18 protein-coding genes are annotated in these 17,558 nt (G+C 75.5%); 6 read left to right on the plus strand and 12 right to left on the minus strand.

The annotated features are described in order from the left end of the window. Positions 1 to 39: 39 nt before the first annotated feature. A complete protein-coding gene (locus ACFVSN_RS08775; RefSeq protein ID WP_387588441.1) occupies positions 40 to 1,089 on the minus strand; it encodes a TIGR03617 family F420-dependent LLM class oxidoreductase in 1,050 nt (349 codons plus the stop codon). 157 nt (positions 1,090 to 1,246) lie between these two features. Beyond that, on the minus strand, positions 1,247 to 2,002 hold the full coding sequence (locus tag ACFVSN_RS08780; RefSeq protein ID WP_387588439.1) for a MerR family transcriptional regulator: 756 nt from the start codon (positions 2,000 to 2,002) through the stop codon (positions 1,247 to 1,249). Positions 2,003 to 2,083: 81 nt separating this feature from the next. Between ACFVSN_RS08780 and ACFVSN_RS08785 the strand changes: the two genes are divergently transcribed. After that, on the plus strand, positions 2,084 to 3,268 hold the full coding sequence (locus ACFVSN_RS08785; RefSeq protein ID WP_387588437.1) for an erythromycin esterase family protein: 1,185 nt from the start codon (positions 2,084 to 2,086) through the stop codon (positions 3,266 to 3,268). A 148-nt stretch (positions 3,269 to 3,416) separates the two neighbouring features. Here the strand turns inward: ACFVSN_RS08785 and ACFVSN_RS08790 are convergent, their stop codons facing one another. After that, the gene (locus ACFVSN_RS08790) at positions 3,417 to 4,085 is read right to left on the minus strand and encodes a type 1 glutamine amidotransferase domain-containing protein (RefSeq protein WP_387954180.1); all 669 of its coding nucleotides are present in this window, start codon (positions 4,083 to 4,085) and stop codon (positions 3,417 to 3,419) included. Between the two features lie 175 nt (positions 4,086 to 4,260). On the opposite strand from ACFVSN_RS08790, the gene ACFVSN_RS08795 reads away from it, so the two are divergent. Beyond that, positions 4,261 to 5,169, plus strand: coding sequence for a LysR family transcriptional regulator (locus ACFVSN_RS08795; RefSeq protein WP_387954182.1), 909 nt, complete (start codon positions 4,261 to 4,263; stop codon positions 5,167 to 5,169). Between the two features lie 236 nt (positions 5,170 to 5,405). After that, positions 5,406 to 5,828, plus strand: coding sequence for a hypothetical protein (locus tag ACFVSN_RS08800; RefSeq protein WP_387588433.1), 423 nt, complete (start codon positions 5,406 to 5,408; stop codon positions 5,826 to 5,828). A 10-nt stretch (positions 5,829 to 5,838) separates the two neighbouring features. Here ACFVSN_RS08800 and ACFVSN_RS08805 read toward each other — a convergent pair whose 3' ends face one another. The 8 genes from ACFVSN_RS08805 to ACFVSN_RS08840 form a co-directional block, all read right to left on the minus strand. Continuing rightward, positions 5,839 to 6,672, minus strand: a complete 834-nt coding sequence (locus ACFVSN_RS08805) for an ABC transporter permease (RefSeq protein ID WP_380437138.1) — start codon at positions 6,670 to 6,672, stop codon at positions 5,839 to 5,841. Then, complete coding sequence (locus ACFVSN_RS08810; RefSeq protein ID WP_387954184.1) at positions 6,669 to 7,640, minus strand: ABC transporter ATP-binding protein; 972 nt, start codon at positions 7,638 to 7,640, stop codon at positions 6,669 to 6,671. Before ACFVSN_RS08810 ends, ACFVSN_RS08805 begins: the two co-directional genes overlap by 4 nt. A 166-nt stretch (positions 7,641 to 7,806) precedes the next feature. After that, complete coding sequence (locus ACFVSN_RS08815) at positions 7,807 to 9,234, minus strand: RtcB family protein (protein ID WP_387588429.1); 1,428 nt, start codon at positions 9,232 to 9,234, stop codon at positions 7,807 to 7,809. A gap of 12 nt (positions 9,235 to 9,246) precedes the next feature. Beyond that, positions 9,247 to 9,684 (minus strand): archease, encoded by a 438-nt coding sequence (locus ACFVSN_RS08820; protein WP_387954186.1) that lies wholly within the window; start codon positions 9,682 to 9,684, stop codon positions 9,247 to 9,249. Positions 9,685 to 9,821: 137 nt separating this feature from the next. After that, positions 9,822 to 11,066 carry a styrene monooxygenase/indole monooxygenase family protein gene (locus ACFVSN_RS08825; RefSeq protein WP_387954188.1) on the minus strand — a complete coding sequence of 415 codons (1,245 nt, stop codon included), beginning with the start codon at positions 11,064 to 11,066 and terminating at the stop codon, positions 9,822 to 9,824. 68 nt (positions 11,067 to 11,134) lie between these two features. Next, the gene (locus ACFVSN_RS08830; RefSeq protein ID WP_387588423.1) at positions 11,135 to 11,830 is read right to left on the minus strand and encodes a thioesterase II family protein; all 696 of its coding nucleotides are present in this window, start codon (positions 11,828 to 11,830) and stop codon (positions 11,135 to 11,137) included. 149 nt (positions 11,831 to 11,979) lie between these two features. Further along, positions 11,980 to 13,215 (minus strand): serpin family protein, encoded by a 1,236-nt coding sequence (locus ACFVSN_RS08835; protein WP_387954189.1) that lies wholly within the window; start codon positions 13,213 to 13,215, stop codon positions 11,980 to 11,982. Between the two features lie 129 nt (positions 13,216 to 13,344). Continuing rightward, a complete protein-coding gene (locus ACFVSN_RS08840; RefSeq protein WP_380500691.1) occupies positions 13,345 to 13,881 on the minus strand; it encodes a GNAT family N-acetyltransferase in 537 nt (178 codons plus the stop codon). A gap of 338 nt (positions 13,882 to 14,219) precedes the next feature. Here ACFVSN_RS08840 and ACFVSN_RS08845 point away from each other — a divergent pair, with 338 nt between their 5' ends. Further along, the gene (locus ACFVSN_RS08845) at positions 14,220 to 14,432 is read left to right on the plus strand and encodes a hypothetical protein (RefSeq protein ID WP_380492204.1); all 213 of its coding nucleotides are present in this window, start codon (positions 14,220 to 14,222) and stop codon (positions 14,430 to 14,432) included. Positions 14,433 to 14,549: 117 nt separating this feature from the next. Further along, complete coding sequence (locus tag ACFVSN_RS08850) at positions 14,550 to 15,053, plus strand: hypothetical protein (protein ID WP_387954191.1); 504 nt, start codon at positions 14,550 to 14,552, stop codon at positions 15,051 to 15,053. 215 nt (positions 15,054 to 15,268) lie between these two features. Here ACFVSN_RS08850 and ACFVSN_RS08855 read toward each other — a convergent pair whose 3' ends face one another. Beyond that, entirely contained in the window at positions 15,269 to 15,883 is a 615-nt protein-coding gene (locus tag ACFVSN_RS08855; protein WP_380447901.1) for an AAA family ATPase, read from the minus strand. 138 nt (positions 15,884 to 16,021) lie between these two features. Between ACFVSN_RS08855 and ACFVSN_RS08860 the strand changes: the two genes are divergently transcribed. Then, entirely contained in the window at positions 16,022 to 17,557 is a 1,536-nt protein-coding gene (locus ACFVSN_RS08860) for an AMP-binding protein (protein WP_387954192.1), read from the plus strand. Position 17,558 lies beyond the last annotated feature (1 nt).

Consider the following 17,558-nt stretch of genomic DNA (forward strand, 5'->3'; position numbering starts at 1 on the left):
CCGGCCCCCGCCCCTGCACCCGCCCCCGCCCCCGCGTTCTCACCCGTGTGCCCGCACCGCCGCCAGGACGTCCAGCCCCAGCGCCGGGTCGGCGTCCTCCGGGAGGCTGACGGACAGCCGGGTGAAGAGGCCCGCGTAGCGGCGGGTGATCTCGCGGGCGACGTCCTCCACCGGGCCGGACACCGCGAAGGCGTCGAAGACCTCGTCGTCGATCATGGCGGCCATCTCCTGCCAGCGCCCGCGCACGGAGAGCGGGTGCAGGCGCTCCTGGAGGTCCTCCCAGCCGTGCTGGGCGAGCACCGGGCGGTAGGCCGGCGTGGAGGCGTAGAAGGCGAGCCGCTCGCGGACGGCGGCGCGGTTGGCGGCCAGTTCCTCCTCCGTCCGCCCGGTGGCGGTGAGGACGCTCCCGGCGATCTCGAACGGGCGCGCCGTCCACGCGGCGCCCTCCGCCTCGGCAGCCGTCCGGGCCTCGGTCAGGCCGGGCAGCACCTGTTCGGCCAGGTAGGTCGGGGACGAGAACGGGTGGCTGAGGAAGCCGTCCGCGACGGCGCCGGCCGTGCGGGTCATGAGCGGGCCGACACCGGCCAGGAGGATCCGGGGCACCCCGCCGGACACCGGGTCCGGCGAGAAGACCGGGGTCATCGTCGTGTGCGTGTAGAACTCGCCGCGGAAGCGCAGCCGCGCGCCGGTCTGCCAGCTGTCCCAGATCGCGCGCACGGCGTGGACGTACTCGCGCATGCGCGCGGCGGGGCGGTCCCAGGGCATCCCGAAGCGCTTCTCGATGTGCGTCTTGACCTGCGAGCCCAGCCCGATGACGGCACGTCCGCCGGAGGCCGCGTGCAGGCCCCACGCCTGGTAGGCGAGCGTCATCGGGGTGCGGGCGAAGGCGACCGCGATGCCGGTGGCGAGCTCGATGCGCTCGGTCCGGTCGGCGGCGCGGGCGAGCTGGAGGAACGGGTCGTACGCGGTCTCGGCGACGACCAGCCGGTCCATGCCGCGGCGCTCGGCCTGCTCGGCGGCGTCCAGGATGCCCGCCGGGTGCCCGGAGGCGGTGGCGTCGAGGCGGAGGGCGGCGGTCGGGCGGTCCATGGCGGGGCTCCTGGTCACGGGCTTCGGCGGTACGTCGGCGGTACGCCGCCAGCCTGCCATGCCCTCACCTGCCGGGTGGCCCGGCTCCCCGGCTCCCCGGCTCCCGGGTCGGCCGCGTGCCGGGCCGGGCGCTTGCCCACCCGTACGACCTCGCCGGTCAGGCTCCGCCCTCGGGGAATTCGGCCACGGGGAACTCGGCCAGGTAGGCGTGCAGTGCCGCCGCGCCCGCCAGCAGGGCCAGGCCGCGCGCCGTCAGACGGTCGCGCCACTCGCCCAGCGTCGCCCGGAGGGGCTCCGGCCCACCCGCCGTCCGGACGCGTTCCAGCACCTGCGCGATGCGCTCCAGGCCGTGTCCACCACGGCGCAGCTGGTGGGCCAGCAGGGCGTCGCGCACATCGGCGGGGGCGTACACGCGGTAGCCGGTGCGCGCGTCGCGCCGGGGCACGACCAGGCCCGCGCGCTCCCACGTGCGCAGGGTCGCCGGGCGCAGGCCGAGGCGGTGCGCGAGCGGGCCGATGAACGTGCCGCCGGGTTCGGGGTCGGGGTCGGGTGTCGGTTCGGGGGCGCGTGTCGGATCTGGGCCCGGCGGCGGGACGAGGTCGTGCAGCGCCTCCTCCACCGCGTCCAACGTGGCGCGATCACCGGCCAGTTGCGCATGACCGGCGTCGATCAGCCGCAGCGCCTCGTCGACCTCGCCCGCGTGCACGGCCCGCATGACGGCCCCCGCCGTCGCGTGGCCGTGCCCGGGCAGCAGCGCCAGGAACGCCCTGAGCGCCGCGGCGTGGCGCGGGCCGTAGACGCGGTAGCCGCTCGCCGTGCGCCCGGCCGGCGGCAGGAAACCCGCCTCCTCGTAGTTGCGCACCGCCTGCGTGGACAGGCCGTGCTCGCGCGCCAGATCGACGGGTCGCAACATCACTTTGAGACTTCACTCCAATCTCACCGCGCAAAACGGCACCAAAGTTTACACCGGAGCTTCAACGATACGGTTGAAGTCATGACCGCATCGATCCGGGACGCGGCCCGTCCCTTCTCTGGCCACGCCCTCACCGCGCTCCTCTCCCCCGCCACCCGCCTCCTCGGCCTCGGCGAGCCCACCCACGGTGTCGAGGCCTTCCCCGAGCTGCGCAACGAGCTGTTCCGCCACCTCGTCGAGCACGAGGGCTACCGCTCGATCGCCATCGAGAGCGACTGCCTCACCGGTCTCGTCGTCGACGCGTACGTCACCGACGGCGTGGGCACGCTCGACGACGCCGTCGCCCACGGCTTCAGCCACGGCTTCGGCGCCTCGCCCGCCAATCGTGAACTCCTGCGCTGGATGCGCGAGTTCAACCGGCAGTGCCCGTACGCTGAGCGGGTCCGCTTCTACGGCTTCGACGGCCCGCTGGAGATCACCGGCGCCGCCTGCCCGCGCCCGTCCCTGCTCGCGCTGCACGACTACGTCGCCGCCCACCTCGACCCGCCGTACGACCGCACGACCCTCGACGCCCTCCTCGGCGACGACGGCCGCTGGACGGACGAGGCCATCATGTACGACCCGGCCAAATCCATCGGCCGCACCCCCCAGGCCCGTGAACTGCGCGTGATCGCCGATGACTTGAGTGCGCTCCTCACCGCACACGCTCCCCACCTGACGACCGCGACCTCCCCCGACGCCTTCTGGCGCGCCGAGCTGCACGCCCGCACCACCATCGGGCTCCTGCGCTACCACGCCGCCATGGCCGACACCGGTCCCGCCCGCATCGCCATGCTCCTGTCCCGGCGGGACGCGATGATGGCCGACAACCTCGACGCCGTCCTCCGCCGCGAGGAGCACCGCGGCCCGACGCTCGCCTACGCCCACAACGGCCACCTCCAGCGGGAGGAGAGCAGCATGCGCTTCGCCGGCCGGCTCACCCGGTGGTGGAGCGCGGGCGCGATCATCGGCACCCGCCTCGGCGACCGGTACGCCTACGCGGCCACCACCTTCGGCAGCCGCGGCTCCGACGTCCCGCCGGCCGACACGCTCGAAGGGCTCCTGTCGACGCTCCCGCACGACACGTCCGTCCTCGAACCGGCCCAACTCGCGCGATTCACACCGCACCTGACGCCGCGCGTACCGGCCGACCACACCTACGCCGCCCTCGATCCCGCCACCACCGGCCAGGCCGACGCGATCGTCTTCGTCCGCGACATCCGGTAGTCCCCGGCGGCGGGTCGGTGCCTCCGACGTCCGCGAAGGCTCGATACGGTGGCCGGAGCGGACCGGCGGCGCCCGACCGCTGTGGGGCGGGCGCCGCCGGTACCGCGATTCCCCGTCGCCGGCCAACTCCGGCGACCAGCCGGGCGGATCAGCCCAGCAGGCGCAGCAGCTCCTCGGCCGCCCCCGCCGACGACGCCGGGTTCTGGCCCGTCACCAGGTTGCGGTCGACGACGACGTGCGGCGCCCACGGCTCGCCCGCGGCGAAGTCCACGCCCAGCTCGACCAGCCGGTCCTGGAGCAGCCACGGCGCCTTGTCCGCGAGACCCGCCTGGCGCTCCTCGTCGTTGGTGAAGGCGGTGATCCGGTAGCCGGCGAACGGCGACCCGCCGTCCTCGGTCCGCGCGGCCAGCAGCGCCGCCGGGCCGTGGCACACGACGCCGAGCGGGCGGCCGGAGGCGAGCGCCCTGGTCAGCAGCCGGCCGGACTCGGGGCTGACCGCCAGGTCCTCCATCGGGCCGTGGCCGCCGGGGTAGAACACGGCGTCGTAGTCGGCCGGGTCGGTGTCCTCCAGCTTCACCGGCCGCCGCAGCTCGGCGACGGCGGCGATCGCCTCGGCCGTCGCCTCGTCGGGCACGCTCGCCCGGTCGGCGACCGGCGCCACGGCGCCCGGGGTGGCCACGGTGACCTGGTGGCCGGCCTCGGTGAAGGCGCGGTACGGCACGAGGACCTCCTCGGCCCAGTAGCCGGTCGGGTGCGCGGTGCCGTCGTTCAGCGTCCAGACGTCGGCGCCGGTCACGACGAACAGGATGGTGGCCATGGTGCAGTCTCCAGGGGTGCGGTCCGACGCTCCGGCGGTCCTCCGCCGGAGTGCTCACGGCCCGACGCTAGACGCGCTCCACCATCGCCCACCAATGGCCCGGGCGATGTCCGGTATCGGGAATCCGATGGCTCCGGACGACACCCCGGCCATCGCCGTCCCGTAGGCTCGCGCCATGAGCGATCGGGAAATCCATGGCTCCGGCCCGCTGGACCTGAACCAACTGCGGACCTTCCTCGCCGTCCACCGCGCCGGCTCGTTCACGGCCGCCGCCCACCGGCTCGGACTGTCCCAGTCGACGGTCACCGCGCAGATCCGCGCGCTGGAGCAGCGGCTCGGCCGGGAGCTGTTCGAGCGCGGCGCCCGCGGCGTCGCCGCCCTGCCGTACGCGGACGACCTCGCCGCCCGCCTCGCCGACCCCCTCGACCGGCTCGCCGACGCCACCGGCGAGCGGGCGGGCGGCACCCCCGAGCCCGTGCACCTCGCCGGGCCCGCCGAGTACCTGGGCACCGTCCTGCTCCCCGCGCTCGCACCGCTCGTCGCCGACGGCGTCCAGCTACGCGTGACCACCGGCCTCACCGACCCCCTGCTCGCCGAGCTGCGCGCCGGGCGGCACGACCTGGTCGTCGCCACCCGGCGCCCGCGCGGCCGGACGCTGCACGCGGAACCGCTCGCCGACGAGGAGTTCGTCCTCGTCGCGGCACCGGCCTGGGCGCAGCGCCTGGACGGCCGGGAGCTGCCCGCCGCCCTCGCGGACGTCCCGCTGCTCAGCTACGCCGCGGACCTCCCGATCGCCCGCCGGTACTGGCGGCACGTGTTCGGCGAGCGCCTGCACGCCCGCGCCGCCCTCACCGCCCCCGACCTGCGGGCGGTCGTCAACGCGACGGCGGCGGGCGCCGGCTGGAGCGTCCTGCCGAGCTACCTGTGCCGCGCCGAACTCGCCTCGGGCGCGCTGCGCCTGCTGCACCGGCCGGAGGACCCGCCGATCAACACCGCGTACCTGGTGCAGCGTCCCGCTGCGTCCGCCAATCCGCACGTCGCCCTGGTCCGCGAGCGGCTCGTCGCGGCCGCGCACAGCTGCTGAGCGCCCTTCGCCAGGGTTCCGTCAAGATCGGCGGTCAGTTCACAAAGGGGGGCTACGCTACTGGTGGTTCGTAGCGACACCTACCGGGAGGGGGCGAGAGAAATGGACTCCAGTAGTAGTCCGGGCCACAGTCGGCCCTGTTCCCCGCTTTCCGCACCCCGCCCCGGCGCGCGCTGACGCCAGTCGGTCCGCTCGCGCGCGCCCTCCCCCCGGCCCCCGGCCGTCGGAGGTTCGCCATGACCCGCCTGTCCTTCCCGCGCTTCTCCCCGTCGCACGCCCCCACCCGCGGCACCGGCCTGCTGCGCGGCCTGCGCCGCACGCCCCCGCACCTGCCGCCGCTCGGCGCGCTGCCCGCCGACGCCCCCATCGTCCGCGGCAGGCTGCGGCTGACCCTGCAGGACGGCACCCCGCGCCTGTACCTGCTCGACCACCGCGACTTCGCCGCCACCACGTCCCCCGACGTGGCGTACGATGCCCGCGTGCAGACCGCCTACCTGTTCGCGCTCCAGGGCCACGGCCCCGACTGCCTCGCGCGGCACCTCGGTCTCCCGCTCACCGCCGCCGAGGCCATCGCCGCGCATGCCGCCCGCTCCAGTGCGCCCGGCGCCGCCGGAGCACCCGGCACCGCCGGCACCGCCCGCGCCATCCCACAGGCATGAAGCCCGGGCGTCAGATCGCCAGGTCCCGCCGCTCCAGCAGCCGGAACGCGGCGAGCAGCCCGACCGCGCCGACGCCCACCAGGACGCCCAACGAGTGCCACGGCACGCCCCCGTGGGCCAGGACGTCGCCGGGCGCGTAGTAGTGGAACGGGCTCAGGTACCGCAGCGGCGCGGCGGGGGACCACGCCAGGGCGATGAAGTTGAGCGCGAAGCCGACCGCGCCGAGGGCCACCGCCGCGCCGATCACGTACGCGCGGCGGCGGCTGAACGCCGAGACCGCGAGCACCGGACCGGTCAGGCCGAACGCCAGTGCGCAGCCCATCAGTCCGGCCGCGAACACCCCGCCCTCGGACACGGCCGCGCGCAGCGTCGGCGAGAACGCGACCCCGAGCGCGATGGTCAGCGTCGCCGCCGCGTTGAGCAGGACCGACGCCGCCACGAGGGCGCCGGCCCGTTCGGCGAGCAGGCGGCGCCGCGAGAGCGGACGGGTCATCAGGAGCTCGATGGTGCCGGACTCGACGTCGGCCGCGACGGCGGCGGCGCCGAGCGAGCCGATGACGGTCAGGTGCAGCGCGATCCAGAACGGGTGGGTGAGTCCGGCGCCGAGCAGCCCCGGGTAACTGGCGATGGAGACGTCGCCGTTGGAACCGCTGAAGGCCTTGAACGCGCCGGGCGGGGTGCGGCGGGCGCCGAACAGGTCGCCGTGCGGGACGGTGCTGGTGATCACGGTGATCAGGGTCTCGAAGACGACCATGCCGAACAGCAGCCCGAGCAGCATCCGGCGCCGCCGGTGCAGGGCGAGCCAGACCAGCGGGAGGCGGCGGTTGACGGTGCGCGCGATCACGGCCGCTCCTCGGGCTCTTCCGCCGGCGGCTCGTCCGCTTGCGACTCTTCCTCTTCCGGCTCTTCCGAGTTGCGGTAGAGGTCGAGGAACGCCTCGTCCAGTCCCGCCTCCTCGACGGTGAGGTCCGCCACCGGCAACGCCCCGAGCAACTCCCTGACCGTCTCGACGAGTTCGTCCGGTGGTACCACCAACTCCACGCGCTGCCCCTCCCACCGCGGGGACCACCGGTCGGCGGCGCCGAGCGGCCGGGCGCCCCGCCCGTCGGCGAGGACGAGCCGCACCCGCCGCGCCCGCGCCTGGCGCAGCTCGGCGACCGAGCGGACGGTCACCAGCCGCCCGCGCCGGACGATCGCCACCCGCTCGCACGTGCGCTGCACCTCGGGCAGGACGTGGCTGGAGAGCAGGACGGTCCGCCCGGCGGCGGTCTCCTCGGCGAGCAGTTCGAAGAACGTCTCCTGGACGAGCGGGTCGAGGCCCTCGGTCGGTTCGTCCAGCACCACGACGCCGGGCCGGTGCTGGAGCGCCTGGACGAGCCCCAGCTTCTGCTTCATCCCGCGCGAGTACTCCCCCACGGCCCGCCCGAGGTCGGCGCGGGTGAGGGCGAGCCGCTCGCACAGCTCGCGCCGGCGGGGCACCGGGGCGCCCTGGAGTGCGGCGAGGAGGTCCAGCGTCTGCTGCCCGGTGAGCTCGGGGTAGAGCCGCAGTTCGCCGGGCAGGTAGCCGATCGACGGCGCGAGCCGGCGGTGGTCGGCCACCGGGTCGAGGCCGAGCACCCGCACCCGGCCGCCGGAGGGCTGGAGCAGCCCGACCAGGCAGCGCAGCGTGGTCGTCTTGCCCGCGCCGTTCGGCCCGAGCAGGCCGAAAACCTCCCCGGCCGCGACCTCGACGTCCAGCCGGTCGATGCCGACGGTGGCGCCGTACCGCTTGGTGAGCTCGCGCAGTTCGATCACCGGTCTGCTGCTGGGCATGGCCCGCACCTCCGCTCGCGGCCCCACGGCCCTCGACGGGCCCGGTCCCGGGCCCGACCCCGGGACATCAAAGCCTTCCCCGCGGAAGGTGTCGAGCAACACCGCCGGACGGGCGCGGCGCTCAACCCGTGCAGACGCCCGGCGGCACCATGCACAGCAACGGCGCTCAACCCTTGCAGACGCCCAGCGGCACCAGCCGGGCCACCCGGCGCGCCAGCCCGGCCTCCTCGGTGACGGCGGCCACCGCGTCCACGTCCTTGTACGCCTGCGGCGTCTCCTCCGCGAGCGCCCGGTAGGAGGCGGGCCGGACGGCGATCCCGCGCGCCTCCAGCTCGCCGTGCAGCGTCTCGCCCCGCACCGTCCGCAGCGCCTGGTGCCGGCTCCACACCCGCCCGGCGCCGTGGCAGGCGGAGTGGAACGCGTCGTTGCCGGGCAGCCCGACCATGACGTACGACGCGGTGCCCATCGTGCCGGGGACGAGCACCGGCTGGCCGGCCCGGACGAGGTCGGCGGGCAGGTCCGGGTCCCCGGGCGGGAGCGCGCGGGTGGCGCCCTTGCGGTGGACGCACAGCCGCCGGGCGACGCCGTCCACGTCGTGCGTCTCCAGCTTGGCGAGGTTGTGCGAGACGTCGTAGACGAGCTCCAGGCCGACCCCGAGGGCCGTCGCGAAGGCGCGGCGGGCCGCCTCGGAGAGCAGCTGCCGGTTCGCCCGGCCGTAGTTGGCCGCGGCGATCATGGCGCCCAGGTACGCCCGGCCGCGCGGCGAGTCGACCGGTGTGCAGGCGAGCTGGCGGTCCGGGACGTCGATCCGGTAGCGGTGCAGCTCGCGCTCCATGGCGTGGACGTGGTCGGTGCAGACCTGGTGGCCGAGGCCGCGCGACCCGCAGTGGATCATGACGCAGACCTGCCCCGGCCGCAGCCCGAAGGCCGCCGCCGTCTCCGCGTCCCACACCGCGTCCACCGCCTGCACCTCCAGGAAGTGGTTCGCCGAGCCGAGGCTGCCGACCTGCTGCAGCCCGCGCTCGACGGCCCGCGTGCTCACCTCGCCCGGCGCGGCGCCCGCCAGGACCCCGCCGTCCTCGCAGCGCTCCAGGTCGCGCGGCACGCCGTGGCCGTGCTCGACGGCGTAGCGGGCGCCGCCGACGAGCAGCTCGTCCAGTTCCCGCGGTCCGTCCAGCCGCCACAGGCCGCCGCGCCCGAGGCCGCGCGGGACGGCTCGGTCGAGCAGGTCCATCAGCCGGCGCAGCCGCTCCGCGTCGAGCTCGTCCCGGCCGGCGCCGGCCGCCAGCAGCCGGACGCCGCACGAGATGTCGAAGCCCACCCCGCCCGGCGAGACGACGCCGCCCTGCTCGACGTCGGTCGCCGCCACGCCGCCGATCGGGAAGCCGTAGCCCCAGTGCACGTCGGGCATGGCGAAGGAGGCGCGGACGATCCCGGGCAGCGTGGCGACGTTCGCGACCTGTTCGAGGGCCTTGTCCCCGGCGGCCTGCGGCAGCAGCTCGCGGCTCGCGAACACGACGCCGGGCACGCGCATCGGCGGGGTCCGGTCGATCCGCCAGCGGTGGCGGGCCTCCTCGGTGAGTGTGATCTCCACGGCCGGTGCCTCTCAGACGTCGACGGTGACCCGGCCGGTCCAGCCGCCGGGGCCGGGCCGCAGGTCCAGGCCGTGCAGCGAGACGGCCTTCGGCACGGCGCCGACGAGCGCGGCCGTGGCGGTGTCGGCCATCTCGAAGCGCACCTCCAGGGTCCGGCCGCCGTCCGCGTCGTGGATGGCACCGAGGGCGAGCGCCGTCGGGAGTTCGCCGTCGGCGTCCATCCGGTAGACGACCTCCTCCAGGACGCCCGCGAGCAGGTCGGCGTCGCTCGCCGCGATGACGGTGCAGGCGCGCTCGCCGACCGAGCTGGCGGCGGTGAGGTCGGCGAAGCTGTCGACGACGCCGCGGACCAGCTCGCCGATGCAGCCCTCGGCCGTCGGCGACCACGCCTCCACCTGGAGGTCCGCCGTGTGCGGCACGGTCCGGTGGCCGCTCGCGGCACTCTCCACGACCTGCCTCCTCTGCCGTCTCCTCCCAGCGTCGACCCGTAGGGCGGGCGGCGGCAAGAGCGGGAGCGGCAAGAGCGCCGAGCGGGCAGCGGCGAGAGCGGCCGGGCGGGCGGGCAGCGGCGAGTGCCGCCGGGCGGTCACCGACCGTGCACGCCCGCCGCCGCCAGGTACGCCGCCGTCAGCTCCGGCGTGGCCAGCCACTCCGCGTGGTCGCTCGGCTCCGGGTAGGTGTTGACGAGCCTGCGGGCCACCGCCTCGTGCCGCGCGGCGGCCGCGAACACGCCCTGCACGTGCTCCGGCGCGGTGAGCATGGTGGCGGTGAACTCCACGGTGTGCCGGGCGTGTTGCAGCCAGAAGTCCTCGGCGGTCGCCGCCATCCAGGCCGGCGTGAAGGCGGCGGCGCCGTGCTCGACGATCGCCCGCAGGTACGCGTCGGCCGCGCGGGCGGCGCTGTTGGCGCCCTGGCCGGTGATCGGGTCGTTGACCACGACCGCGTCGCCGATGCCGAGCACGTGCACGTCCCGCGCGCCGCCGAGTGCGGCCACCGGCCGCCGCACCGTCGGCGTGACCGCCCCGAACAGGCCCGCCCCCGCGTCCGTCGGCTCCGCGTGCCGCCAGAACTCCGCCTCCCAGGGCAGGTGCTCCGCCAACAGGGCGCGGATCCGGGCCAGTTGGACGTCCGGCGCGGGCGCGTCGGTGAACGCGTCCAGCGGCCCGCCGGGCACCGCCTCCCACAGCAGGATCGCGCACGGCCCGGAGAGCGTCAGGGCCGGCTGGAGGTAGAGGTCCGCGAGGCCGGGCAGCGCGTACATCCGGGCCCGCGGCTCGACGGCCGGGTCGGGGGCGCCGACGCCGTGCGCGTAGAGGCAGGACAGCGACCGCTGCGGCCGGTCGAACGGCGACCGGGCCGCGTCGCGTTCGAAGACCCCGGCCGGGCCGCCGCGCCCGGCCGCGACCACCGTCAGCTCGTGCCGCTCGGCGAGCGCGCGCAGCCCGTCCCGGTCGAGCGTGCGGTACTCGACCCGGCCGCCGCGCTCGGCCAGCAGCTCCAGCCAGCGCGCCAGCTTGAGCCGCTGGTCGACGGACTGCGCGGGCTCGTCCAGCGTCGCGGTGATCTCCAGCGCCCGCACGCCCGGCGGCACGGCCAGCACCATCGTGAGCGTGTCGACGGCGGGCGCGTCGGCGGCCCACAGGTCCAGCCCGGCCGCGGCCTCGATGCGCCGCGCCGGGCCGAACATCGCCTGCGTGGACAGCACCCGCCCGCCGACCAGCTGCTCGGGCGTGCGCTCGGCGACCAGCGTCACCTCGTACCCGGCGGCGACCAGCCCGAGCGCGAGCTGCAGCCCGGCCTGGCCCGCTCCGACGACGGCGATCCGACGCATGCACGCCTCCCGGGCGGCTCGACCGACTGGACGTCAGATGCGTACGGTAGTCGAACGGTAGGGCGCCGTCACCAGCCCGAACCGGACCGGCCGCGCAGGTGCGCGACGAGCAGGTCCAGCACCGCCGGGGCCTGGTCGGTCAGGTAGAAGTGCCCGCCGGGGAAAACCCGCAGGTCGAACCCGCCCGTGGTGTGCCCGGCCCACGGCCGCGCCTGCGCGACCGTCGCCCGGTCGTCGGCGTCGCCGACCAGCGCGGTGATCGGCTGCGGCACGGTGTCCCCCGGCGCGCAGCGGTACGTCTCGATCGCGGTGTAGTCGGCCCGCAGCGCCGGCAGGATCAGGGCGCGCAGCTCCGGATCGGCGAGAAGCCGCTGGTCCGTGCCGCCGAGCCGCCCGATCTCGGCGAGCAGCCCGTCGTCCGACATCAGGTGCACCTCGGTGTCCCGCGGCTCCGACGGCGCCCGCCCGGCCGACACGAACAGGTGCTCCGGCCCGGCCACCCCGTCCCGCGCGAAGCGCCGGGCGACCTCGAAGCACACCGCCGACCCCAGGCTGTGCCCGAAGAACGTCAACGGCCGGTCCGCCCAGGCCCGCAGCTCCCGGTACACGCACTCCGCGAGCTCGGCCACCGAGTCGATCCCGGGCTCCGCGAACCGGTTCTGCCGCCCCGGGTACTGCACCGCGAGCACGTCGGCGTGCGGTGCCAGCGCGGTCGCGTAGTCGACGAAGAAGCTCGCAGCACCGCCCGCGTGCGGGAAGAACACGACGCGCGAGGGCGCCGAGTCACTCGGACTGAACCGCCGGAACCACGGACTCTCGACAGCAGCACTACCGAACATGCGGGGCGACCTCTCTCAGCGGACGATCTTCTGCCACCCCCAGTCTCGCAGGACCGCCCGGCCGGCCCCAGGGGTCACTCGGGCATCTCGTCGTCCGGGTCCGGGAAGGCGGCCCACGGGTCGTTGTAGGCGTCCGGGTCCGTCACCCAGCCCGCCGCGAGGACGAGGCCCGTCGTGCGGTGGACGGCGAGGAAGCCGAAGGGACGACCGAATTCCGCCTGGACGTGGCGGACGCTGTACGGCGGAAGGGCGGCAGCGCCCCCCGCCGCGACGCCCAACGCCGTGACGGCCGCGGCCCGGAAGCCGCGGGGGCCGAAGGACGCGGTGGCGGTCTGGCGCGCGCTGGAGACGTACAGCGGCTCGTCGTCCTGGGAGAGGCCCGGGAGGCGGCTCTCGGTCACGGACGGGAGGCATGCCGTGGTGAGGCCGAAGAGGTCGGGGCGTTCCAGCAGGTCGTGGTCGGCCTCGACGGTGAACTGCGGGACGCAGACGCCCAGGACCGGTTCGCGCTCGTAGCTGCGCCGCCAGGCGACCGTGAGTCCTGGGCCGGGCGCGCCGGTGGGCAGGCGGTCGGCGGTGACCCGGGGGTGGCGGTGCGCCAGGATGCCGAAGCCGGCGGCGAGGACGTCGGCCGCCGGGGCGTCCGCCTCTCCGAGGAGCAGGTGGACGTCGATGTCGTTCCTGCCGATCACCCGCACCTCGGTGACCGGCCCCGCCGGGGTGTCGGCGACGGCCGCCCGGTCGAGCAGGGAGGTGTACCGCGACAGGTACTCGACCTCGCGGCCCCACGCGTCGCCGTCCACCCGGCCGCCGACGTCGAAGCGGCGGATCCACTCGGTCCGCACGGTCAGGGCGCTGGCCAGCACGAACCGGGTGTCGTCGTCGACCTGCACCGGCATGGCGTCGATCAGCCCGTCCGTGCGGCGGGACGCCCAGGCGTCGAGCGCCTTGCGGTCCTGCGCGCCGTCCCCGGTCAGGCGGCCGATCACGTCCGCCGGGAGGCCCGCAAGCCACTCCGGCCGGGGCCGCACCCCCTGGGCCGTCCACAGCCCCAGCGCGGCGGATATGCCCGGCAACTCGTCCAGCAGGCCGAGCAGTTGGCGCGCCCGGTCGGCGGCGGCGTCGGCCGGCAGCCCAAGCGCGTCCGCCAAGTCCCGCCGGACGGCCGGGCTGCCCGCAGGTGCCACCAGCCCGAGCAGCGGCCACACGCCGGCGGGCATGAGCAGCGTCTGCCGCCCCTCCGCCAGCGCGTGCCCGGCCCACCGCACGCCCAGCTCGTTGACCCCGCGTACGATCCCGGCCCTGCTCATCAAGTCCCCTGTCCTCGGCCGTCGCACGGGAGCGTAGGGGTGCCTGGCCGCCCGCGGCCAGCGGTTTTCGCCGCACCCCGACGGGCGTGGTCGGCGGTCGCGCTCAGCGGGCGTGGTCAGCGGGCGTGGTCAGCGGGCGTCGTACTGCTCCCGCGTCAGCTCGTGGACGCGCACGCGGCGGCCCGTGGCCGGGGTGGTCGTCTCGCGTTCCACTCGCATGCCCAGCTTGTCCATCACGCGCTCCGACGCCGTGTTGCCGATCTGGGCGATGCTGACGATCCGGTCCAGGCCGCAGTCCTCGAAGCCGAAGCGGACGGCCTCCCGCGCCGCCTCGGTGGCGAAGCCCCGGCCCCAGAAGGTGCGGGCCAGGCGCCAGCCGACCTCGACGGCCGGGAGCACCTCGGGCAAGAAGCGCGGGACGGCGAGGCCGGTGAAACCCGCCAGCTCGCCGGTCCCGCGCACCTCGACGGCGAACAGGCCGAATCCCTCCTCCTCCCACCGCTGTTCGACCAGCGTGGTGAAGCGGCGGGCGGCCGCTTCCTCCAGCGGCCGGCCGTCGGCGATCCACCGCATCACCTCGGGGTCGGCGTTGATGGCCGCCATCGGGGCCACGTCCTCCTCCCGCCAGCGGCGCAGGATCAGGCGGGGCGTCTCGATCGTCACCATGAGGTCCGTTCCTTCCGGTCCGTCCGGTCCATGCGAGCGTCCTTCCGCGTGGCCGGGCGCACCGAACTCGTGGGCGTGGCCGGCACTTCGGCCGCCTCCAGGTCGGGGTGCGCGGCAGCCCCGCGCCGGGCTGCCATCACCCGCTCCGGCAAACGCCGTCGATCACCGTCGCCCATCACGAAATCCCCTCCCCCGCGAAGGGCCACGAGCCTACCCTGGACCACATGACCGCAGCCGATCCCGACTGGATCACCATCGTCGCCTACGAGAACCTCCCGGGCAGCCCCCGCCCGATGGCGGCCGTCCGCGCTTGACTGCGCGAGCGGGGCGTCGACTGGATGCCCTGGCCGGCGAAGGACTTCCTCGTGAACCTGGTCTGCGGGCGTGACGCGGACGGACGCTGGCACGGCTGGTACGACGTCCGCCTGCCTGCGGACGCGCTGCGCCCGCTCGGCCTCCACCCCGACCAGCCGACGGCGACCGCCAACGGGCCGTCCCCGCCCGGGTGGTGGCACGCCGAGGCCGAACGCCGCGCGCGCAGCGAAGGCTGAGCCGATCATGCCCGCTGGAGCATGGCGCGATAACGCGATTGGTCTTGGAAACGACCGACTCGCACGTCATAGCGTCGAGGGAGTTCGCACACGAGGTCACGGCGAAGGGAATCCACCATGGTCACCAACGGAAGCAGCAGTGGGTACACGATGGTCAAGAGGTTCCTCGCCGCCTCGTTGGCCACAGCCGCGATCGGATTCGTCGCGGTGGGCAACGCGGACGCCGGCACCCCGCGAAGGGGCGGCGTCGAGGTCCTCGAACTCACGGTCCGGAACGACCAGTACCAGGCGGTGGACCTCGGCCCGGCCGGGCCGAGCCTGGGTGACATGGACGTCTACTCCGGCACCATCGTCAAGGACGGCCGCAGCATCGGGCGCGGGGGCGGATCGTGTCAGGTCGTGCAGCTCGACGGCGGCGTGGTCACGGCTCAGTGCGTGATCACCTTGGAGGTCGAGGGCGGCTCCCTGACGCTGCAGTCGCTCTGGACGAAGAGGTCGAGCGCCCCGCTCGACATGGCCGTCACGGGCGGTACGGGCTCCTACGCCACCGCGCGCGGCACCGTCCGCTTCTGGAACATCGGCACGCCGGCCGAAAGGGCGCGGGCCGAGATCCAGCGCTGACACCGCAGGCTGGGCCGCCGTCCTCCGGCCGCACACGGGAAGTCGGCCCCGCCGACTTCCCGTGCACCACCCCGACGGAACTGAACGACCTCTCCGTCAGGATTGGGGCTCTTCGGGTGCCATCGGTCTTGAAAAAGGGCTGGCCGGATTTACCGGACGACAGTGCCGGCGGCCGGTGAAAACCCGGTGAAACCCGGCTACTTCCGCAACGGCCCCTAACCGCCGAACCGCACCGCCGTGGCTCGCGAGCGCGAGACCGTGTCGAGCCGGAGCACGGACGCCGCCTCGGGCACCGGATCGCCGTGGTCGAGCGCCGCCGACAGCCGGGCCAGCCCGACCCGGTGGCGGGCGAAGACCCGGGCGGAGGCGTGCCGGCCCCGGGCACGCTGGCCGTCGAGGGCCGCGGCGGCGCCGACGTCGAGCAGGACGACGTGCAACTCGCGCCCCCGGCGGCCGGCTTCGCGCGCGAGCCACCGCCGCATCCACGCGCGGCTGCCGCAGTCGTGCACGAGCAGCGGGCCGCCCCGCCGGACGGAACTCCGCAGGAGCAGCACGTGGCGCAACCGGGCCCACGGCCGGTAGGCGGCGTACGGCAGCCACGCGGGCATGACGGCTTCGCACGCCTCGTGGACGGCCCGCGGATCGACCACCGCGACGGCAGCCGCCGCCGACCAGCGCCGCAGCAGCGTGCTCTTGCCCGCGCCGGGCAGCCCCGAGACGACCACGACCGCGCCCGCCGGGTACCGCACCGTGAACCCCGGCCCGTCCGCGCCCCGCAGGTCGACCACCCCGCGCGGCGACACCCGCGTCCCGTCCGTCGTGCTGCCCATCCGGCCCCCGTTCGTACTCGACCGGGAACCATAACAGCCCCGCGCGCCATCATCGCGCCGCCTACCGACATGATGGTGCGTCAGTTCATCGACGGCCGGTCATCGACGACCGGTCGTCGACAACCAGGAAGGCCGAACGTGACCGCGACGTACACCGGGCTGGTGCTGGCGGGGCTGGCGCGCGATCCGGGGCGGGTGGCGATCCGCTGCGGGGAGCACGCGCTGACCGGGCAGGAGTGCCTCGACGCCGTCCACCGCATGACGCGTGCGCTGGAGGGCGCCGGGCTGGGGCGCGGGGACGGGGTGACGGTGCTGGCCGGGAACCGGCCGGAGACGGTGCTGGTGCGGCTGGCCGCCAACGTGCTCGGCTGCCGGGTGGCCGCGCTGTACCTGGACCGGCCGGTGGCCGAGCAGGTCGCGACGGCCGCGTTCGCCGGCACCGACGCGCTGGTGTTCGACCCGGCGCGCTTCGGGACGGCCGCCGCGCACATCGCCCGGGCCCTCCCCGCCGCCGGCCTGTTCGCGCTCGGCCCGACGGACCTCGGGACGGACCTCCTGGAGTTCGCCGCGCCGCTGTCCCCCGCCGCGCTCGCGCCCCGGGGCCGGCCGGAGGACGTCATGGCGGTGCGGTTCACCAGCGGCACGACCGGACGGCCGAAGGGCGTGGTGCGCCGGTTCGCCCGCCCGTCGAGGCCCGAGCTGCCGGCCGCGTCGGTGTTCCTGCTGTGCACGCCGCTGGGCCACGGCGGCGGGACGTCGGCGGACCTCGCGCTCGCGGCGGGCGGTTCGGTGGTGCTCCAGGACGGCTTCTCGGCGGACGCGGTCCTGGCCGCCGTCGAGGAGCACGCCGTCTCCCGGGTCCACCTCCCGCCGCACCTGCTGTACCGGGTCCTGGACCACCCGATGCTGCCGCGGACGGACGTCGGCAGCCTGCGCCGCGTCACCTATACGGGCGGCCCGGCCGCCCCGCGGCGGCTCGCGGAGGCGACGCGCCGCCTGGGGCGGGTGCTGCACCAGACCTACAGCCTGACGGAGTGCGGCCCGGTGGCGCGGCTGACGCCGGACGAGCACCTCGACCCGCGGCTCCTCGGCACGGCGGGCCGCCCGTACCCGGACACCGAGGTGCGCATCCTGGACGAGGACGGCACGCCGCTGCCGCCCGGCGGGACCGGAGAGATCCACGTCCGCACGCCGACGGTGATGGAGGGCTACTGGCGGGACCCGGAGCTCACCGCCGAGGTGCTGCGGGACGGCTGGCTGCGCACCGGGGACCTCGGCGGCCTGGACGCGTCCGGCTACCTGACGGTGGCCGGCCGGCGCGAGCCGATGGCGATCGTGGACGCGCACAACGTGTACCCGCGGGACGTCGAGGGGCCGCTGCTCACGCACCCGGAGGTCCGGGAGGCGGTGATGTTCGCGACGTCCGGGCCGGACCTGCTGGAGCGCGTGCACGCGGCGGTGACGACGGCGCCGGGCGCGCGGGTGACGAAGGAGCAGCTGCACCGGTGGGTGCGGGAGCGGAGCGGTCCGCTCAGCGCGCCGACGTCGATCCTGGTCCTGCCGCAGATCCCGCTGACGGGGACGGGCAAGCCGGACCTGGCGGTGCTGCGGGCGCTGGTGGACGGCGCTCCGGGGTACGCGTCCGCCGCCCTTGGGGCGCGCGAAGGGGTGTGAC

It is taken from the genome of Kitasatospora sp. NPDC057904, from assembly GCF_042887925.1.
Taxonomy (GTDB): Bacteria; Actinomycetota; Actinomycetes; order Streptomycetales; family Streptomycetaceae; genus Kitasatospora.